Here is an 18444-nt window from a genome sequence, read left to right on the forward strand (position 1 = left end):
GGCGGCGCCGTCGCCACCGGCACCGGCACGCCGCGCACCCCGGGGCCCGCTGCCCGCTCTCCCGGCCGCCCCCGCACCACCCGCTCGATCCGTCATGCGTCCAGGATGCATCCGCTCACGCACCGTCACCGCGAGTTTTCCACAAGCCCGCACGTATCGTCGTACAACCTCACAAGTCCGCGTCCCGGTGATCTCGTCTCATCCGACGGACACCTCTCCACCTCGCTCTCCGCCACGGGCTAACCTCGTCCCGTGGCCGACATCCAGATTCCCGCAGACATCAAGCCCGCCGACGGACGTTTCGGCGCCGGCCCCTCCAAGGTGCGCACCGAGGCGCTGGACGCCCTCGCCGCCACCGGAACCTCCCTGCTGGGCACCTCCCACCGGCAGGCGCCGGTGAAGAACCTGGTCGGCAAGGTCCGCGAGGGCATCTCCGAGCTGTTCTCCCTCCCCGAGGGCTACGAGGTCGTCCTCGGCAACGGCGGCTCCACCGCCTTCTGGGACATCGCCACCCACGGCCTGATCGAGAACAAGTCGCAGCACCTGAACTTCGGCGAGTTCTCCTCCAAGTTCGCCAAGGCCGCGAAGCTCGCGCCCTGGCTGGCGGAGCCCACCGTCATCGCCTCCGACCCCGGCACCCACCCGGAGCCGCGGGCCGAGGCCGGCGTCGACGTCTACGCCTTCACCCACAACGAGACCTCCACCGGTGTCGCCATGCCGATCAGGCGCGTGGCCGGCGCCGACGAGGGCGCGCTCGTCCTCGTGGACGCCACCTCCGGCGCGGGCGGCCTCCCGGTCGACATCGCCGAGACCGACGTCTACTACTTCGCCCCGCAGAAGTCCTTCGCCTCCGACGGCGGCCTGTGGATCGGCGTCTTCTCCCCGGCCGCGATCGAGCGCGCCGAGCGGATCCACGCGTCCGGGCGGCACGTCCCGGAGTTCTTCAGCCTGCCGACCGCGATCGACAACTCGCGCAAGAACCAGACGTACAACACCCCGGCCCTCGCCACCCTCTTCCTGCTGAACGAGCAGCTCGAGTGGCTCAACGGCCAGGGCGGCCTCTCCTGGTCCACGGCCCGGACGAAGGACTCCTCGACCCGGCTGTACGGCTGGGCGGAGGAGGCCAAGTACGCCACCCCGTTCGTCTCGGACCCGGCCAAGCGCTCGCAGGTCATCGGCACGATCGACTTCTCCGACGAGATCGACGCCGCCGCCGTCGCCAAGGTGCTGCGCGCGAACGGCATCGTGGACACCGAGCCGTACCGCAAGCTCGGCCGCAACCAGCTGCGCGTCGCGATGTTCCCGGCGATCGACCCGGCGGACGTCGAGGCGCTGACGAAGTGCGTCGACTACGTGATCGAGAAGCTCTGACCGTCCCGGACACGGCTCACCGAAGGGGCGCCCGGCACCACCGGGCGCCCCTTCGTCGCTGCCAGGCGCCCTTTCACCGCTTCCGGGCGGATGTCGCCCCGGTCAGCCGCGCCGCAGCCGCCGCAGGCCGAACAGGGCCGCCGCACCGACCAGGACGATCACGGCACCGACCTTCAGGCCGCCCCCGCCGCCCTCGTCCGACGACGCGCCGGAGCCCCCCTTCGCCGACGGTGACCCGGCGTCGGGCCGGCCGGGCGCGTCGACGGCCTGTACGGCGCTCTGGGCCCCCTCGCTGCCGTACATCAGCTTGGTGCCGTCGGCGGAGTACGACACGGACTCCCCCTGCCCCTGCAACGGGACGTCCAGGCGCCCCTCGCGCTTGATGCGGCCGCCGTTCCAGCGGTAGTGGATGCCGCCGAAGTAGCCGCGCACGGCGAGGTCCCGGCCGTCCGGGGAGAAGGCGGCGTCGGTGGCCCACAGGTCGACGGCGGCGATGGGCCTGAAGACGTTCGCGCCCGAGGTGGACAGGGTGGCGGGGCCCTCGTACAGGTGCCCGCCGTCCTCCTTCTTGTCGATGATGTAGACGCGCCCGGTCTTCGGGTGGACGAGCAGCGACTCGGCGTCGCGCGGCCCGTCGGAGTACTTCACGACGTACTGCGTGGCCGTGACCGTCTGGTCCGTGAGGTTCTTCGGCTCGGGCAGCCGGTAGATCCACACGTAGGGCCACTTGCCGCCGAAGTTGTCGCCGATGTCACCGACGTAGATCTCGTTGTGCGGCCCGATGGAGATGGCCTCGACGTCACGCGGGGAACCGATCCCGCGCAGGGTGATCCGGGCGACGGTCTTCCCGGTCGCGCTGTCCACCGCGTACAGGTAGGGCCCGTCGTCGCTGTCGTTGTGCGTCCAGTAGACGCCGGGGTGCAGCCGGGAGGCGGCGAGCCCGCTGGACTCGGTGATCCGCGGGTCCTTGAGGGTGAACCCCTGGTCGCCCGCCCCGTCGGCGGTTCCGTCGGCGGCGGAGGCGGGCAGCGCGCAGGCACCGGCGAGCAGCAACCCGGCGAGGACGGCGAACGATCGACGCATGCCCCAAGCCTGCCATTCCCGGCGGGGGTTCAGGACACATGGCCCCGTGGACCGGGGACGTGGTCGGCCTCACAGGCACCACCGGTCCCGTGCGTCAGGGAGATCGTCCATCATGACCGGATGCTTAGGTTCATGCCCGTGGGCGACTCCATGACGATCGGGAGCGCGGGCGAACACACATGGCGTTACCGGCTGTGGCGGCACCTGCGCGTGGCGTACGACGGCCCGTTCACCTTCGTCGGACCGCGCGAGACGCTGTACGACAAGCAGGCCGACGCCCCGACGTCCCTCGCCTACGCCGACCCCGCCTTCCCGCGCGCCCACCTCGCCGGCTGGGGCGAGGGCTGGCTGCACATGGCCCCGCTGATCGGCGACGCGGTGCGCGCCCACCGCCCCGACGTCCTCCTGGTCTCCCTGGGCCTGATCGACCTCGGCTTCTACACGAACGCCGAGCAGACGGCGGAGAACGTACGGGCCTTCGTGGCCGGCGCCCGGGAGGCGGACCCGCGCATCCGGATGGTGCTGCTGCCGGTCATCCCGAACATCCGGGCGGCGGACGACGCGCCCTTCGCCGAGCAGGTCGACCGGTTCAACGTGCTGCTCGCCAAGTCGGTGGCCGACCTGGACGAGCCGCGCTCGCCGCTCCTGCTCGCCTCGCCGCCCGAGGGGTACGACCTCCACACCGACACCTACGACGGCACGCATCCCAACGCGCGCGGGGAGCACCTGATAGCGGAGGCGTTCGCGGGGGCGATGAGGGAGGCGTGGGGGGTCGGACAGGCGTACGTGGCGGGAACAGGCTGACCGAAACCCGGCGTCCCCTCGGCGTGCTGCCTATCGTTGTACTGCGCGGCTGCACCTTTGCGTGGGCAGCCGGGGAGGAGCGCCACGATGACCGTCCTCGAAGACAGGATCGAGATGGCCGAGGAGAGCGGCGAGCTGACTCTGGACGCCCTGTTCGAGTCGCTTGAGCGGACCACCCCCGAGGGATACAAGGTCGACATCGTCGGGGGGGCCATCTTCATGACGCCACAGCGGGACACCCACTGGGAGATCATCGCCGATATCTACGAGCAGCTGCGCACCAAGTACCCGCGCAAGCGCGTCAAGTCGGACGTCCGCATCGACTACCCGGGCCATCTCAACGGATTCTGCTCCGACGTCACTCTTGTGGCCGAGGGCGCCGAGAAGACGCCCGGAGGGCTCTGGCGTTGTGACGACGTCGAGTTCGTCGCAGAGGTCGTCTCCAAGGGCACGGCGCACAACGACTACGGCCCCAAGCTGACGGCCTACGCCACCGCCGAGGTCCCCGTCTACCTCATCGCCGACCCCTACCAGCGGCGATGCCACATCCACACCGACCCCAAGGACGGCGACTACGCCGTGAGTACGCGGGTGGACTTCGGCACCGACATCGACCTGACCGGCACCGTCGTCGACCTCGTCCTGAAAACCGCCGACTTCCCCCGCGACTGACCCCGCCCCCGCAGGGCCTTGCATAGAGCGCACTCGAAGCCGTTGGCTGGTGGACCATGGAGTACACGCAGCTCGGACGCACGGGACTCAAGGTCAGCCGGCTCGTCCTCGGGACGATGAACTTCGGTCCGCAGACCGACGAAGCCGACAGTCACGCGATCATGGACGCGGCGCTGGACGCGGGCATCAACTTCTTCGACACCGCCAATGTGTACGGCTGGGGCGAGAACAAGGGCCGGACCGAGTCCATCATCGGCAACTGGTTCGCCAAGGGCGGCGGCCGGCGCGAGAAGACGGTCATCGCCACCAAGGTGTACGGCAACATGGACGCGGACGGCGCGGCCGTCTGGCCCAACCACGACAAGCTCTCCGCGCTGAACATCCGGCGCGCGGTGGACGCCAGCCTGAAGCGGCTCCGGACCGACTACATCGACCTCTACCAGTTCCACCACATCGACCGCAGCACCCCGTTCGAGGAGATCTGGCAGGCGATCGACGTCCTCGTCCAGCAGGGCAAGATCCTCTACGTCGGTTCCAGCAACTTCCCCGGCTACAAGATCGCCCAGGCCAACGAGACCGCCGCCCGGCGCGGCGGCACCATCGGCCTGGTCAGCGAGCAGTGCCTGTACAACCTGGCCGAGCGCCGCGCCGAGATGGAGGTCATCCCGGCCGCGCAGGACTACGGCCTCGGGGTCATCCCCTGGTCGCCGCTGCACGGCGGTCTGCTGGGCGGGGTCATCAAGAAGGAGGTCCAGGGCGGCCGGCGCGCCTCCGGCCGGGCCGCCGACACCCTCAAGGACCCGACGGCCCGCGCGCAGATCCAGTCCTACGAGGACCTGCTCGACAAGCACGGCCTGGAGCCCGGCGAGGTGGCCCTGGCCTGGCTGCTGACCCGCCCCGGCGTGACCGGACCGATCGTCGGCCCGCGCACCGCCGACCAGCTCCGGTCGGCCCTCCGGGCGGTCGAGCTGGAGCTCGGCGAGGACCTGCTGGCCGGCCTGGACGAGATCTTCCCCGGCCCGGGCCCGTCCCCGGAGGCGTTCGCCTGGTAAGCGCCCCAAGGGGTGGCGGGGCCGCGTGCGACCTGCGGCCCCGCCGCGCGGGCGCGACCAGCCGAGGAAGGCCCGGGGCCGCCGAAGCAGCCGCAGCGCCCGCGCCCTGGGCGCCCGGACGAACCGCTACCTGACGGCCGACGCCAAGGCCACCACCACGAACATCAAGACAAGCGCACCGGCCATGATCCGGTTCCGGGTTTTCGGGTCCACGCATCCGAGACTAACCGGCTCCGCCCAGCGCCCACCGCTCGACCACCTCGTACCGGGGCTGCTCCCCCGGCGCCCCGGACGTCGGCAGCCGGCTGCGCACCAGCGCCAGGTCGGCCACGGTCCAGGTCTCGCCGGCGAACTCCGCGAGGGCCGACACGTACGGCCGCACGTCCACCGCGTCCCGGCTGCGGGCCAGCGTCAGATGGGCCTTGTACCGCCGGTGCTCCCCCATCGGCACCCCGGCCTTGCGGGCCGCCGCCTCCGCCCGGTCGGCCAGCAGCCGCAGCGCCTCCACGTCCCCCCGCGCGCCCGTCCACAGCGCCCGGCCCCGGCCGAACTGGCCGCCGCCCGCGAGCGAGAGCGGGAAGGGGTCCGTACGGTGGGCGGCGCGGGCCAGGCGGTCCGTCAGGACGGGGACGACGTCGTCGGCGACCTCGCCGTAGAACGCGAGGGTGAAGTGCCAGCCGGGGCGGGCGGTCCAGCGCAGCCGGCCGGCATCCGGCAGCCGCCTCAGCCGGTCCACCTCCGCGGCGAGTTCCTCCACGACGTCCCCGGGCGGCAGTACGGCGGCGAAGAGTCTCATGCCCCTGACGATCGCAGACCCCGGCGGGCATGATGGGCTGATGACGATCATCATCCGAGAGGGTGGCCGGGACGACCTGCCCGCGATACTGGGCATGCTCGACAGCAGTGTGGAGTGGCTCGTCTCACAGGGCCGGACCGGCCAGTGGGGCACCGAGCCGCTGTCGGAGCACACCAAAACCGTCGAGGCGGTCACGCGCGCCCTGGACGAGGGCACCACGTACATCGCCGAGGTGGACGGCGTTCCGGCCGCCACGCTCACCCTGACCGACGGCCCCGGCGCCTACCTGTCCCACCTCCCGTCGCCCGGCGAGCCCGAGCGGTACATCCACTGGCTCGCCTCCGACCGCCGCTTCAAGGGGCGGGGCGTGGGCAGCGCGCTGCTCGAGCACGCCGCCGAGGTGACCCGGCGGGCCGGCGTGGGCCTGCTCCGGGTGGACTGCTACGCGGGAGGCGACCGCCGGCTCGTCGCCTACTACGAGGCCAACGGCTTCACGCCGACGCACACCTACACCCACGGACCGGACGAGTGGCCGGGACAGGTGCTGGCCCGGAGGGTCGACCAGGACCCTCCGGGCGAGCGCTGACAGGGGCGGCCGGGCGGCTCACGCCGCCGGTCACTCCCGCTCACGCGGCACGAACCGCTCCCGCGGATGACCGCGATGCCGGCCCACCGACAGCCGCAGGCCGCCGACACGGGCCGGCACCAGACCGATCGCCGCCGCCGCAGCGGCCGACACCACACCGCCGGCCGCGAAGCGGCAACCGCGGGCTCGCCGCCTGCCACCAGGCCAACGAGGCCCCTCAGGAAGAACCCCTCCCGCGACCGGCCGGCAGGCTCACGCGGCGGTCGCCAACCGCTCCCGCGGATGACCGTGATGCCGGCCCACCGACACGGGCCAGGACCACACCGCCGGCCATGAAGCCACAACCGTCGGCTCGCCCGCCTACCGGCAAGCCGACGAGGCCCCTCCGGAAGAACCCCTCCCGGAACCGGCCGGCAGGCTCACGCGGCGGTCGCCAACCGCTCCCGCTCGCGCGGCACGAACCGCACCCGCGGATGACCGCGGTACCAGCCCACCGACAGCCGCAGGCCACCGACACGGGCCAGCACCAGACCGATCGCCCCGGCCGCCACCGCCGACACCACACCGCCGGCCGCGAAGCCGACGCGGGCGCCGTAGGTGTCGGTGATCCAGCCGACCACCGGCGCGCCCAGCGGCGTACCGCCCATGAAGACCATCATGAACAGGGCCATCACCCGGCCGCGCATGGCCGGATCGGTGCCCATCTGCACGGCGGTGTTCGCGGTGACGTTCACCGTCAGGCCGAAGACCCCGATCGGGACCATGAGCAGCGCGAACAGCCAGTAGGACGGGGCCACCGCGGCCACGGTCTCCAGCAGGCCGAAGGCCAGCGCGGCGGCGATCAGCACGCGCAGCCGGGCCGTGCCGCGCCGGGCGGCCAGCAGGGCGCCGACCAGGGAGCCGACGGCCATCAGCGTGTTGAAGAGGCTGTAGGCACCGGCTCCGGCGTCGAAGACGTGGTCCGCGTAGGCGGACAGCCACACCGGGAAGTTGAAGCCGAAGGTGCCGATGAAGCCGACCAGCACGATCGGCCAGATCAGTTCCGGCCGCTTGGCCACGTACCGCAGTCCCTCGCGCAGCTGGCCCTTGCCGCGCGGGGCGCGCTCCACCACGTGCAGCTCGCGGGCGCGCATCAGCAGCAGGCCGGCGATCGGCGCGGCGAAGGACAGGCCGTTGGCGAGGAACGCCCAGCCGGTGCCCACACCGGTGATCATCAGGCCGGCGACGGCGGGGCCGACGAGCCGGGCGGACTGGAAGTTCGCCGAGTTCAGGCTGACCGCGTTCTGGAGCTGCTCGGGGCCGACCATCTCGGAGACGAAGGACTGCCGGGCGGGGTTGTCGACCACCGTGGCGAGGCCGACGGCGAAGGCGGCGACGTAGACGTGCCAGACCTGGACGTGCCCGGAGAGGGTCAGCGCGGCGAGCGCGAGACCGGTGAGGGCCATCGCGGTCTGCGTGACCAGCAGAGCGGGCCGCTTGGGCAGGCGGTCCACGAGGACGCCGCCGTACAGGCCGAACAGCAGCATCGGCAGGAACTGCAAGGCCGTCGTGATGCCGACGGCCGCGGAGGAGCCGGTGAGGCTGAGCACCAGCCAGTCCTGGGCGATGCGCTGCATCCAGGTGCCGGTGTTGGAGACGACCTGGCCGATGAAGAAGAGGCGGTAGTTACGGATCCTCAGCGAGCTGAACATCGACGACTTGCGGGTGACACGGGGGGTAGGGGTGGTCGGTGCGGGGGCGGAAGGTGTTCCGGATCCCGTACTCAAAGGGTTCGCCTCCTCGGATGGCGCGCTTACAGGTGTGCGAGTTTCTCCAGCACGGGGGCGGCGGCGCGCAGGGTCGCCCACTCGTCGTCGTCGAGGCCGTCGGCCAGGCCGGCCAGGAAGGCGTTGCGCTTGCGGCGGCTCTCTTCGAGCATGGCCTCGGCCTGTTCGGTCTGGGTGACGACCTTCTGGCGCCGGTCCTCGGGGTGCGGCTCCAGCCTGACCAGGCCCTTGGCTTCGAGCAGCGCGACGATGCGGGTCATCGACGGCGGCTGGACGTGCTCCTTGCGGGCCAGTTCGCCCGGGGTGGCGGAGCCGCAGCGCGCGAGGGTGCCGAGCACCGACATCTCGGTGGGGCTCAGCGACTCGTCGACCCGCTGGTGCTTGAGCCGACGGGACAGCCGCATCACTGCGGAGCGGAGTGCGTTCACGGCGGCCGCGTCGTCGCCATGGGTAAGGTCCGGCATGTTCCTTAGCGTAACTCATTACTCTCGCTAAAGACCACTCGGGCGTGCCCAGGATGCCCGTGACGCCCGCCACTGAACCCCGCGATCACCCGAACGGGTGAGCCGGGTCCGGAAAGTGACGCACCGGGCGGCCGGCTGTGGCGACCCTCGTAGGCATGGGGACCAGTGTGCTCAGCCTGCGGATGGACGGGGAGCTGCTCGAACGGCTCCGGCAGCACGCGGCGAGAAGAGGAATGAGCGTCCAGGACTATGTCGTCCGGACGCTCATTCGGGATGACTTCGACGAGCGGTTCCAGGCCGCCGTCGAGGAGACGGAGAGGTTCTACGGCGTCACCTGACGCCCGCCGGTCAGGTCAGGCCCAGGGCCGGCATCAGGTAGTAGAAGGCGAAGACCGCCGAGACGACGTACATCGCCGCCGGGATCTCCCGGGCCCGCCCGGCGACCAGGCGCAGCACCGTGAAGGTGATGAAGCCCATGCCGATGCCGTTCGTGATCGAGTAGGTGAACGGCATCATCAGCATCGTCACGAACGCCGGGATCGCGATGGTGTAGTCAGCCCAGTCGATCTCCTTGACGGAGTTCGACAGGATCAGGAAGCCGACCGCGACCAGCGCCGGGGTGGCCGCCTGGGACGGGACCATCGTGGCGACCGGGGTGAGGAACAGCGCGACGGCGAACAGGCCGCCCGTGACGACGTTGGCGAAGCCGGTGCGGGCGCCCTCGCCGACGCCGGCCGTGGACTCCACGAAGGCGGTGGTGGCCGAGGAGGAGCTGGCACCGCCGGCCGCGACCGCGAGGCCGTCCACGAACAGGACCTTGTTGATGCCCGGCATGTAGCCCTCGGCGTCCGTCAGCTTGGCCTCGTCGCTGATGCCCATGATCGTGCCCATCGCGTCGAAGAAGCACGACAGCAGGACCGTGAAGACGAAGAGGATGCCGGTCAGCACGCCGACCTTGGAGAAGCCGCCGAACAGGCTGATCTGGCCGACCAGGCCGAAGTCGGGGGTGCCGACCGGGTTGCCCGGCCACTTCGGGACCGTCAGGCCCCAGGACGGGATCGTGGCGACCGCGTTGATGATCACCGCGAGGACGGTCATGCCGACGATGGAGATGAGGATCGCGCCCGGCACCTTGCGGACGATCAGCGCGAAGGTGAGCAGCGCGCCCAGGATGAAGATCAGCACCGGCCAGCCGGTGAGGTGGCCGCCGGTGCCGAGCTGGACCGGGACGGTGGTCTGGGCGGCGTCCGGCACCCGGGTGACGAAGCCGGAGTCGACCAGGCCGATCAGCATGATGAACAGGCCGATGCCGATGGCGATCGCCTTGCGCAGGCCGAACGGCACGGCGTTCATCACGCGCTCGCGCAGCCCGGTGGCGACCAGCAGCATGACCACGAAGCCGGCGAGGACGACCATGCCCATGGCGTCCGGCCAGGACATGCGCGGCGCGAGCTGGAGGGCGACGACCGAGTTCACGCCGAGGCCGGCGGCGAGCGCGATCGGCACGTTGCCGATGACGCCCATCAGCAGCGTGGAGAACGCGGCCGTCAGCGCGGTCGCCGTCACCAACTGGCCGTTGTCCAGGTGGTGGCCGTACATGTCCTTCGCGCTGCTGAGGATGATCGGGTTCAGCACGATGATGTACGCCATGGCGAAGAAGGTGGCGAAACCGCCACGGACCTCACGGGCGAGGGTGCTGCCGCGCTCGGAGATCTTGAAGTAGCGGTCGAGGGCGCCATGGGCGGGCGCGCCACCCGGCTTCTCGGGGGTGGGGACCTTGGCGGGTGCCGAGGTGGACATGCGGGACCTCATCACCAGCGGGGTTCCCCCGAGCCCCGTTGGAGTTTCCTACGATCAGAAGCGGTCAATGGCAAACCGTTTCAGTATGAACGTATGAGGAAGAGATCGCTATCTCCGCGCGTAGACAGCGGCGGCGCTTAAGCTGTGCGCATGGCTAAATGGACCCCCAAGCACGAGGCGCCGGAGCCCCTGGAGGGGCCCGTGGTCGCCACGATCACCGGCGGCACCCTCGTGTGGTTCGTCCTCTTCCTGGTCCAGCTCCCCTTCTACGGCTGGTTCGAGGACCACGGGCACCTGTGGTGGCTGTGGACGTGCCTGGCCGGGGGCGGGCTGGGACTGATCGGGGTCTGGTACGTGCGCAGGAGGGACGCCGCGATCAAGCGGGCGGCGGATCTCGAGGCGGCGTCCGCCGAATAGCCGGCCGGAGGCTACGCCCCCCGGGCCCCGTTTGGTGGGCGGGCGGGCGGCATCGCACGTACCGTCGACTGCATGAGCCATATAGACGCGGGCGCCGAGATCGACCCCGTGCGTCCCATGGCCCTGCCGGGGCGCGCCGCGACCGGGCTGACCGGTGCCGAGGTCGCGGACCGCGTCGGCCGGGGCCTCGTCAACGACATACCGGTGCGCAGCAGCCGGTCACTCGGGGAGATCGTCCGGGCCAACGTCTTCACCCGGTTCAACGCGATCATCGGCGTCCTGTGGCTGATCACGCTGTTCGTCGCGCCGATCCAGGACAGCCTCTTCGGCTTCGTGATCCTCGCCAACACCGGCATCGGCATCGTCCAGGAGTGGCGGGCCAAACAGACCCTGGACTCGCTCGCGGTGATCGGGGAGGCCCGGCCCACGGTACGGCGGGACGGGATCGCGACCGAGGTGGCCACCCACGAGATCGTCCTGGACGACCTCGTCGAGATCGGCCCGGGCGACAGAATCGTGGTCGACGGGGTGTGCGCGGAGGCGGACGGGCTGGAGATCGACGAGTCGCTGCTCACCGGCGAGGCCGATCCCGTCGTCAAACGCCCCGGCGACCCGGTGCTGTCCGGCAGCTTCGTGGTCGCGGGCGGCGGCGCCTTCACGGCCACCAAGGTCGGCCGCGAGGCCTACGCCGCCCAGCTCGCCGAGGAGGCGTCCCGGTTCACGCTCGTCCACTCCGAGCTGCGCACCGGCATCTCCACGATCCTCAAGTACGTCACCTGGATGATGGTGCCGGCGGCGGTCGGACTCGTCATCACCCAGGTCGTCGTCAAGAACGACGACCTGAAGGACTCCGTCGCCCGCACGATCGGCGGGATCGTGCCGATGGTGCCCGAGGGGCTGGTGCTGCTCACCTCCGTGGCCTTCGCGATCGGCGTCATCCGGCTCGGCCGCAAGCAGTGCCTCGTGCAGGAGCTGCCGGCCATCGAGGGCCTGGCCCGTGTCGACACCGTCTGCCTGGACAAGACCGGCACGCTCACCGAGGGCGGCATGGACGTCACCGAGCTGCGGACGCTGGACGGAGCGGACGAGACGTACGTCCGCAAGGTGCTCGGCGCGCTCGGCGAGTCCGACCCGCGCCCCAACGCCTCCCTCCAGGCCATCATCGACGCCTACCCGGACAGCGACGACTGGCGCTGCGTCGAGTCGCTGCCCTTCTCCTCCGCCCGCAAGTACAGCGGGGCCGCGTTCAGCGAGGGCGACGGCGAGACCAGCACCTGGCTGCTGGGCGCCCCGGACGTGCTCCTGGGCGCCGACGACCCGGCGCTGGCCGAGACCGCGCGCCTGAACGAACAGGGCCTGCGCGTGCTGCTGCTGGCCCGCGCGCACCGGGACCTGGACGACTCCGAGCCGGCCCGGGGCGCCCGCCCCACCGCCCTGGTCGTCCTGGAGCAGCGGCTGCGGCCCGACGCCTCCGACACCCTGCGCTACTTCGCCGAGCAGGACGTCCGCGCCAAGGTCGTCTCCGGTGACAACGCGGTGTCGGTCGGCGCGGTCGCGGCGAAGCTGGGCCTGGACGGTGCGGCGGTGGACGCGCGGCGGCTGCCCGCCGAGCGGCCGGCGATGGCGCGGGCCCTGGAGGCGGGCACGGTCTTCGGGCGGGTGACCCCGCAGCAGAAGCGGGACATGGTGGGCGCGCTCCAGTCGCGCGGGCACACGGTCGCGATGACCGGGGACGGCGTGAACGACGTGCTGGCCCTGAAGGACGCGGACATCGGGGTCGCCATGGGCTCCGGTTCGGAGGCCACGCGGGCGGTGGCCCAGATCGTGCTGCTGGACAACAGCTTCGCGACCCTGCCGTCGGTGGTCGCCGAGGGCCGCCGGGTGATCGGCAACATCACGCGCGTGGCGACGCTGTTCCTGGTGAAGACGGTCTACTCGGTGCTGCTGGCGGTGCTGGTGGTGTGCTGGCAGGTGGAGTACCCGTTCCTGCCCCGGCACCTGACCCTGCTGTCCACGCTCACCATCGGCGTCCCGGCCTTCTTCCTGGCCCTCGCGCCGAACACGGAGCGGGCGAGACCGCACTTCGTGCGCCGGGTGATGCGGTACGCGATCCCCGGCGGGGTGCTGGCCGGGGTCGCGACCTTCGCCACGTACCTGCTCGCGCGGCACCACTACACCGGCCCCGGCGCGCTGGCCGCGGAGACGAGCGCGGCCACCCTGACCCTGTTCCTGATCTCCATGTGGGTCCTGGCGATCATCGCCCGCCCCTACACCTGGTGGCGGGTGGCCCTGGTGGCCGCGATGGCCGTGGCCTTCCTGTTCGTCCTCGCCGTCCCGGCGCTCCAGGACTTCTTCGCGCTGAAGCTGGTCGGCATGGAGCTGCCGTGGACGGCGGTCGGCGTGGCCGCGGTGGCGGCGGCCGCCCTGGAGTACCTGTGGAGGTGGGTCGGCCGCCGCTTCCCGGACTGAGTCCGGGGGGGTACCGCTACTGCACGTCGACGTAGTCGGACGTGGCGCTGACCGCCGGGGTGGTCGAGGTGCCCGCGAAGCTGTAACGCCAGTAACCGTCGTAGTTCGCGGTGGTGGTGGTCTTCAGGTTGCCGGACGAGTCCGTGGTCACCGTCTTGAGGGTGGTCCAGGTGGTCGTGCCCGCCTTCTTGAACTGGAGCTTGACCGGCTGGCTGGTGTAGCCGTGGTACAGGTGGTCGTCCCAGTTCGCCCGGGTCAGCTTGCCCGTGACCGTGAGGGTCTTGCCCTTGCCGACGGGCTCGGGGCCCGCGTTGGTGGTGAGCTTGGAGTAGCGCTGCACCAGGGTGCTGCCGAGGCCGCTCTTGTCCTTGTAGCCGACCTTGCTCAGGTCGGGGTTGTTCGGGTCCTGGCCGTTGAAGGCGACAGCCTCGGCGGCCACGCCCCAGGAACCGGCCCAGGCGCTCTCCAGGTCCCCGTCGGCCGGGTAGATGTCGACGGTGCCCTTGCAGGTGGCCGTCGTCGTCGTGACGGGGGTGCAGGTCGCGTCGTCGTCGCCGTACAGCTCGGTGGTCGAGGTGTCGTACGAGCCCTTGTAGAGGAAGGCGTCGGTGGAGAAGTCCTTCGCCGCGATGTTCACGTCCGAACCGTGCGTCAGCGTGTACGAGTAGGTGGCACTGACCTCGTTGGTGGTGCCCACCTTGATCGCCTTGGCGATGGTGACGTTCGAGAAGCTGACGTTCAGCGTGTACGGCGTGCCGGAGTCGCCGGTGGCGTGTGCGGCCGGGACGGCGAGGGCGGACAGGGCCAGGGCGCCGGAGACGGCGGCCACGGTGGCACGTATGCGCATGTGCGTTTCCCCTGGAGGGAGGAGTGGATCGTGGAGTCGGTCGACTCGGCCGATCAGATCCGCGAAGCAGGGGAGAGGTTGTACGGCAAGACCGCTTTCCGGCCAGATTTGGGCCGGGGATTACCGGAACATGACACAACTGAGAAGGAACGTTCCGCCCCCGGGAGCGACGGCAGGCACTCCCGGGGCCGGAGCCGTGCCGCTTACTGCACGTCGACGAAGTCGGCGGCGGAGCTGACCGCCGAGGTGGTCGAGCCGCCCGCGAAGGAGAAGCGGTAGTAGCCGTCGACCGTGGCGGTGGTCGTCGTCTTCAGGTTGCCCTTGGTGTCCGCCTTGATGGTCTTCAGCGTGGTGTAGGTGCTGGAGCTCTTCTTGCGGAACTGGAGCTTCACGGACTGCGAGCCGTAGCCGCCGTACTTCAGCGACTCCCAGTTGGCGCGGGTGAGGGCGCCCGTCACGGTGACGGTCTTGCCCTTCTTCACCGGCTCCGGGGAGGCGTTGGCGGTGAGCTTGGCGGCGCGCTGGAAGGAGAAGGAGCCGGCCTTCTCCTTCCAGAGGAAGTCACCGTCGTTGGCGTCGATCCAGGCGTCCACGTACCAGGTGCCGGCGCTCTTGTTGGTGAGGTAGTCCGTCTTCGGGTCGATCTTCACCGAGGCGGTGCAGGTGGAGGTGGTGGCGTTGACCTTGGTGCAGGTCGGCTTGCCGGTGTCCGCGTACCCGTTGTCGGGGCCGTAGAGGGTGAACTCGTCGGCACCCTTGATGCCCGAGTTGTCCGTGGCGGTCACGCTGACCTTCACGGTGACCGCGCTGGAGGTGCCGATCTGCACCTTGTTGTCGCCGTCGACGACCACCTTGGTGATCTTCGTGTCGCCGTAGCCGCCATCGGCCTGGGCGGCCGGGACGGCGAGGGCGGACAGGGCCAGGGCGCCGCCGACGACGGCGACAGAGGCACGGATGCGCATGTGTTGGTGTCCCCACGTTGAGTTCTGGGGAGTCGGGTGACTCCGCAGATGTGACGCGGGAACAAAGTGAAAGGTTGTACGAGTGGTGAAAATTCTGTGCGGGCCCGTTCCAGCCGGGGCCGCCGGCCCCGGCTGAAACGGCCGGGGTCAGTCGAACCACCGGTCCCGCGCCAGCTCCTGCGTCCGCGACGGATCCTCCAGCAGCGCGGCCACCTCGAACCGCCGGGGCCACTGCCCCGCCGCCCAGGCCAGCCCCGCCGCGACCCCCTCCAGGGTGGCCGCGTGCAGCACACCGTCGTCGGTGAGCCGCCAGTCGATCTCCACGCCGTCCACGACGAGTTCCTCGTGCTCGACGTAGGTGCCCGGCGTACGCGGCCCGAGCAGCACCCGCACCGCGTCCGGTACGTCGTGCTCGCTCCCCTCGGAGTGCACCTCGCCGGTGACGGACTCGCTCAGCCGGCGCACCTGGAACAGCTCGGCCAGCTCGGCGGCCCGCGCCGGCCGGACCGGCAGCAGCGGCACGCCCGCGGTGAACGGCAGCAGGTCCGGCGAGTCGACCACGACGGCCGATCCGGCGTCCACCACCCGCACGTGCCCGTCGACCACGGCCCGCAGCTCGTCGGGGAGGGTCACCCGCTCGGGATCGAGTTCCGCCAACGCGCTGTACAAGCCGTGCAGTTGGGCGGGGGTGACGGGCCGCTCGGGGTCGGCGAGGCGGTCCAGCAGTTCGGCGGCGCCGCCGGGCTCGTCCAGCAGCGCGCCGACCGAGGTGCGCACGCCGAGCGCGCGCAGCACCTGCTCGTCCTCGAACCCGGTGGCGTCGGCCTCGTCGTACAGCCCGCGCAGCAGCGGGTCGCCGCCGGCCGCGAGCAGCCCGGCCGGGCGCCGGCCGGCGAGCACCGGGTGCCCGCGCAGCCACCACGCGGTGTACGGCCGTACGGCCTCGTGGGTGCCGTCGGGCAGCAGGATGCGCACGGGCTGGGTGAGGGCGTCCCGCAGCGGCGGGCGGGCCAGCAGGGCGAGCGCCTCGGGCCAGTGGTCGTCGTCCACCAGGTCCAGGTCGCGGACGGCGACGAGTTCGGTGGCGACCGGCGGCACCGGGCTGTCCGGGAACCGGTCGAGGATGTCCTCGCACCACACGTCCACGGCGTCCAGCAGACCGGCGTCGTCGGGTTCGGCGTAGTCGCCGTCCCGGGGCTCCAGCTCGTCGGGGTCCAGGACGACGTCCGTGGCCCGGACGAGCGCGAAGCCGGCGAGCACCCCGCAGGCGGTGAGGGGCTGCTCGCCCCACTTCCGCGCCAGGTCGGCGTCCACGGCGGCCAGTTCACCCTCCCGGATGACCCGGGCGAAGGGGCTGCCGGGGAACACCAGCTCACCGGCGGGCGCGAGTTCCCCGTCCTCGTCGGGCAGCGCGAGGGCGCCCAGCCAGGGCTCGTCCCCCGGTTCGAGCGCCGCGTCCCGCACCAGGGCGAGCACCGTGTCGGCCAGCTCCTCGGCGTCCGGCGCGTCCTCCTCCCAGCCGAGGGCGCCGTCGTCCTCCAGCGAGCCCGCGACGGCGGCCCGCACCTGAGGGGTGGTCAGCACCGCGCGGGGGGTCGCGGGCAGGGCGCCCAGCTTCTCCAGCAGCGGGTGCGCGGCGTCCGCGTGCGCCACCTTCAGCCCGAGCCGGCCCAGCACGTCCGGGTCGATCCGGGCGGCGTCCGGCGTCGGCAGCAGCACCTGCCGGGGCCCGATGGTCGTCCGCGCTCCCCCAGAGCCGAAAGCCTGGGAGGTGCCCCCAGCCAGCGGCACCGGCAGCCCGGACAGCCGCTCGGGGTCGACCCCGGCGAGGCTGTCGTACAGGCGCCACCACCACCGCGGCTCCTTCTCCAGCCCGGCGAGCCGGTCGACGGCGTCGGCGAGCGGCAGCCGGGCCACCCCGAGGGTGCGTAGCTCGGCGCGCCGCTCCAGCCCCGCCGGGAGCAGGGTGGGCAGCACCTCGGCGAGCACCCGCACGGTGTCGGCGCCGGCGCCCTCCACGATCTCGGCGTCGCGGGGCCGCAGCGCCTGAGGCAGCTCGTCGTCGCCCTTGGCCTCGACGGCCGGGGGCAGGAAGGCGGTGCGCGGCAGCCGCTCCAGCACGGCCTGTCGCAGGGCCCCGTCCAGCGCGCCCTTGCCGAGCGGTCCCGGCACGAGGTCGATGATCCCGGCCAGCACCGGCCGCCAGGAGCCGAGCAGGTCGGCGTAGGCGTCGGCGGCGCGCTCCACCAGGAAGTCGGTGAGCGGACCGGGCGCCGCGTGCCGGCGGGTGGTGTCCAGCGGGAAGGAGGCGATGAGCAGGGCGGGCACGCCGAGGGGCTCGTCGCTCGGCGTCGGCGCGTGCACGACGGGGCTCGTACGGGGCCGGGCCGGGGCGCCGTAGGCGTCGACGGGCACGGCCCAGGTCACCGACCAGTGCGGCCGCAGCCGTTCCTCGACCGGCCGGTCGGCGAGGAGGTCGGGCGTGAGCGGCCCGCCGGCCGAGACCGTGCGCCAGTTGGTGATGCCGTCCCGGGAGTCCTCCACGATGGTGAAGGGGCCGTCGGTACGCCGGCTGATCGTGCGGGGGGCCTCGTCGCCGACCTCCACGACGACCTCCGCCAGCCCCGGCAGCGCGAGGAGCAGGGCGTCGTCGACGCCGTCGAGCAGCCGCTCGGCGAGGTCGGCGGCGGCGGCGTCGCGCAGCGGCAGGATGACGGCGGTGTCGTAGGGCTCCGGAGCGGTGCCCTCGGCGGCGAAGGGCAGCCGCAGCAGGGGTACGTGCCCGTCGCGCCGCCGCACCTCGTCCCCGAGCCCGGGGCTGTGCCGGGCGGTGTCGGCGGCCAGCTCCCTGGCCTCGGCGAGGGACCAGCGCACCCCTCCGTGCCGCCCCACGATCGCCGGTTCGTCGGTGACGGCGAGCACGGCGGCGAACCCGACGCCGAACCGGCCGACGGCACCGTGCGTCGCCTCGGCGTCCCGCTTCGCGGAGGCCCGCAGCGTGGACAGCGACTCGACACCGGCCGCGTCCAGCGGGGCCCCGGTGTTGGCGGCCACGAGCACGCCGTCGCGCAGGGTGAGCCGCAACCGGCCCGGCACGTGCGCCCGCGCGGCGGCGTCGGCGGCGTTCTGGGCCAGCTCCACGACGAGCCGGTCCCGGTAGCCCCCGAGGACCAGGTCCTCCTCGGCGTTGGCGTCCTCCCGGAACCGGGCGGGGCTGGTCGCCCAGGCGTCGAGGACACCGCGACGCAGACGGGCGGTGCCGAAGGGGTCGGCGCCCTCGGCCGCCGGCCGCACGAACTTGCTCACGTTGACTCTCCTCTACGACGTGAGGACGAAGGTACAGCGCGCAGCGGGG

At 71.8% G+C, this 18444-nt stretch carries 16 protein-coding genes and 1 pseudogene; 8 read left to right on the forward strand and 9 right to left on the reverse strand.

The window, feature by feature from the left end:
- The first annotated feature begins 252 nt into the window (after window positions 1–252).
- A complete protein-coding gene (serC, locus tag AB0946_RS12475) occupies window positions 253–1371 on the forward strand; it encodes a phosphoserine transaminase (RefSeq protein ID WP_366760527.1) in 1119 nt (372 codons plus the stop codon).
- Window positions 1372–1473: 102 nt separating this feature from the next.
- On the opposite strand, the gene AB0946_RS12480 is transcribed toward serC, so the two are convergent.
- Window positions 1474–2454: a WD40 repeat domain-containing protein gene (locus AB0946_RS12480; RefSeq protein ID WP_366760528.1), complete on the reverse strand. Its 981-nt coding sequence runs from the start codon at window positions 2452–2454 to the stop codon at window positions 1474–1476.
- A gap of 120 nt (window positions 2455–2574) precedes the next feature.
- Between AB0946_RS12480 and AB0946_RS12485 the strand changes: the two genes are divergently transcribed.
- The 3 genes from AB0946_RS12485 (at window position 2575) to AB0946_RS12495 (ending at window position 4982) form a co-directional block, all read left to right on the forward strand.
- Window positions 2575–3258 (forward strand): GDSL-type esterase/lipase family protein, encoded by a 684-nt coding sequence (locus AB0946_RS12485; protein ID WP_366760529.1) that lies wholly within the window; start codon window positions 2575–2577, stop codon window positions 3256–3258.
- Between the two features lie 87 nt (window positions 3259–3345).
- Window positions 3346–3930: a Uma2 family endonuclease gene (locus AB0946_RS12490; RefSeq protein WP_366760530.1), complete on the forward strand. Its 585-nt coding sequence runs from the start codon at window positions 3346–3348 to the stop codon at window positions 3928–3930.
- 56 nt (window positions 3931–3986) lie between these two features.
- The gene (locus AB0946_RS12495; RefSeq protein WP_366760531.1) at window positions 3987–4982 is read left to right on the forward strand and encodes an aldo/keto reductase; all 996 of its coding nucleotides are present in this window, start codon (window positions 3987–3989) and stop codon (window positions 4980–4982) included.
- A 223-nt stretch (window positions 4983–5205) separates the two neighbouring features.
- On the opposite strand, the gene thpR is transcribed toward AB0946_RS12495, so the two are convergent.
- Entirely contained in the window at window positions 5206–5778 is a 573-nt protein-coding gene (gene thpR, locus AB0946_RS12500) for an RNA 2',3'-cyclic phosphodiesterase (RefSeq protein ID WP_366760532.1), read from the reverse strand.
- A gap of 40 nt (window positions 5779–5818) precedes the next feature.
- Between thpR and AB0946_RS12505 the strand changes: the two genes are divergently transcribed.
- Entirely contained in the window at window positions 5819–6364 is a 546-nt protein-coding gene (locus AB0946_RS12505) for a GNAT family N-acetyltransferase (RefSeq protein WP_366760533.1), read from the forward strand.
- Window positions 6365–6394: 30 nt separating this feature from the next.
- On the opposite strand, the pseudogene AB0946_RS12510 reads toward AB0946_RS12505, so the two are convergent.
- The 3 genes and pseudogenes from AB0946_RS12510 to AB0946_RS12520 form a co-directional block, all read right to left on the reverse strand.
- A pseudogene (locus AB0946_RS12510) lies at window positions 6395–6535 on the reverse strand (MFS transporter); the annotation flags it as partial.
- Window positions 6536–6783: 248 nt separating this feature from the next.
- On the reverse strand, window positions 6784–8130 hold the full coding sequence (locus AB0946_RS12515) for an MFS transporter (RefSeq protein WP_366760534.1): 1347 nt from the start codon (window positions 8128–8130) through the stop codon (window positions 6784–6786).
- Window positions 8131–8156: 26 nt separating this feature from the next.
- Window positions 8157–8594 (reverse strand): MarR family transcriptional regulator, encoded by a 438-nt coding sequence (locus tag AB0946_RS12520; RefSeq protein ID WP_171155238.1) that lies wholly within the window; start codon window positions 8592–8594, stop codon window positions 8157–8159.
- 155 nt (window positions 8595–8749) lie between these two features.
- On the opposite strand from AB0946_RS12520, the gene AB0946_RS12525 reads away from it, so the two are divergent.
- The gene (locus AB0946_RS12525) at window positions 8750–8932 is read left to right on the forward strand and encodes a ribbon-helix-helix protein, CopG family (protein WP_189884864.1); all 183 of its coding nucleotides are present in this window, start codon (window positions 8750–8752) and stop codon (window positions 8930–8932) included.
- A gap of 10 nt (window positions 8933–8942) precedes the next feature.
- Here AB0946_RS12525 and AB0946_RS12530 read toward each other — a convergent pair whose 3' ends face one another.
- Window positions 8943–10394 (reverse strand): NCS2 family permease, encoded by a 1452-nt coding sequence (locus AB0946_RS12530; RefSeq protein ID WP_366760535.1) that lies wholly within the window; start codon window positions 10392–10394, stop codon window positions 8943–8945.
- A 150-nt stretch (window positions 10395–10544) separates the two neighbouring features.
- On the opposite strand from AB0946_RS12530, the gene AB0946_RS12535 reads away from it, so the two are divergent.
- Complete coding sequence (locus AB0946_RS12535; protein ID WP_171155232.1) at window positions 10545–10811, forward strand: DUF2530 domain-containing protein; 267 nt, start codon at window positions 10545–10547, stop codon at window positions 10809–10811.
- Window positions 10812–10883: 72 nt separating this feature from the next.
- On the forward strand, window positions 10884–13280 hold the full coding sequence (locus AB0946_RS12540; protein ID WP_366760536.1) for an HAD-IC family P-type ATPase: 2397 nt from the start codon (window positions 10884–10886) through the stop codon (window positions 13278–13280).
- A gap of 16 nt (window positions 13281–13296) precedes the next feature.
- On the opposite strand, the gene AB0946_RS12545 is transcribed toward AB0946_RS12540, so the two are convergent.
- The 3 genes from AB0946_RS12545 to AB0946_RS12555 form a co-directional block, all read right to left on the reverse strand.
- Window positions 13297–14127, reverse strand: coding sequence for a hypothetical protein (locus tag AB0946_RS12545; protein WP_366760538.1), 831 nt, complete (start codon window positions 14125–14127; stop codon window positions 13297–13299).
- Between the two features lie 203 nt (window positions 14128–14330).
- Entirely contained in the window at window positions 14331–15089 is a 759-nt protein-coding gene (locus AB0946_RS12550; RefSeq protein WP_366760539.1) for a calcium-binding protein, read from the reverse strand.
- Window positions 15090–15236: 147 nt separating this feature from the next.
- Complete coding sequence (locus AB0946_RS12555; RefSeq protein ID WP_366760540.1) at window positions 15237–18395, reverse strand: molecular chaperone Hsp90; 3159 nt, start codon at window positions 18393–18395, stop codon at window positions 15237–15239.
- Between the last annotated feature and the right edge of the window lie 49 nt (window positions 18396–18444).

The sequence above is a fragment of the Streptomyces sp. NPDC046870 genome, from assembly GCF_040704595.1.
Lineage (GTDB): Bacteria > Actinomycetota > Actinomycetes > Streptomycetales > Streptomycetaceae > Streptomyces > Streptomyces argyrophylli.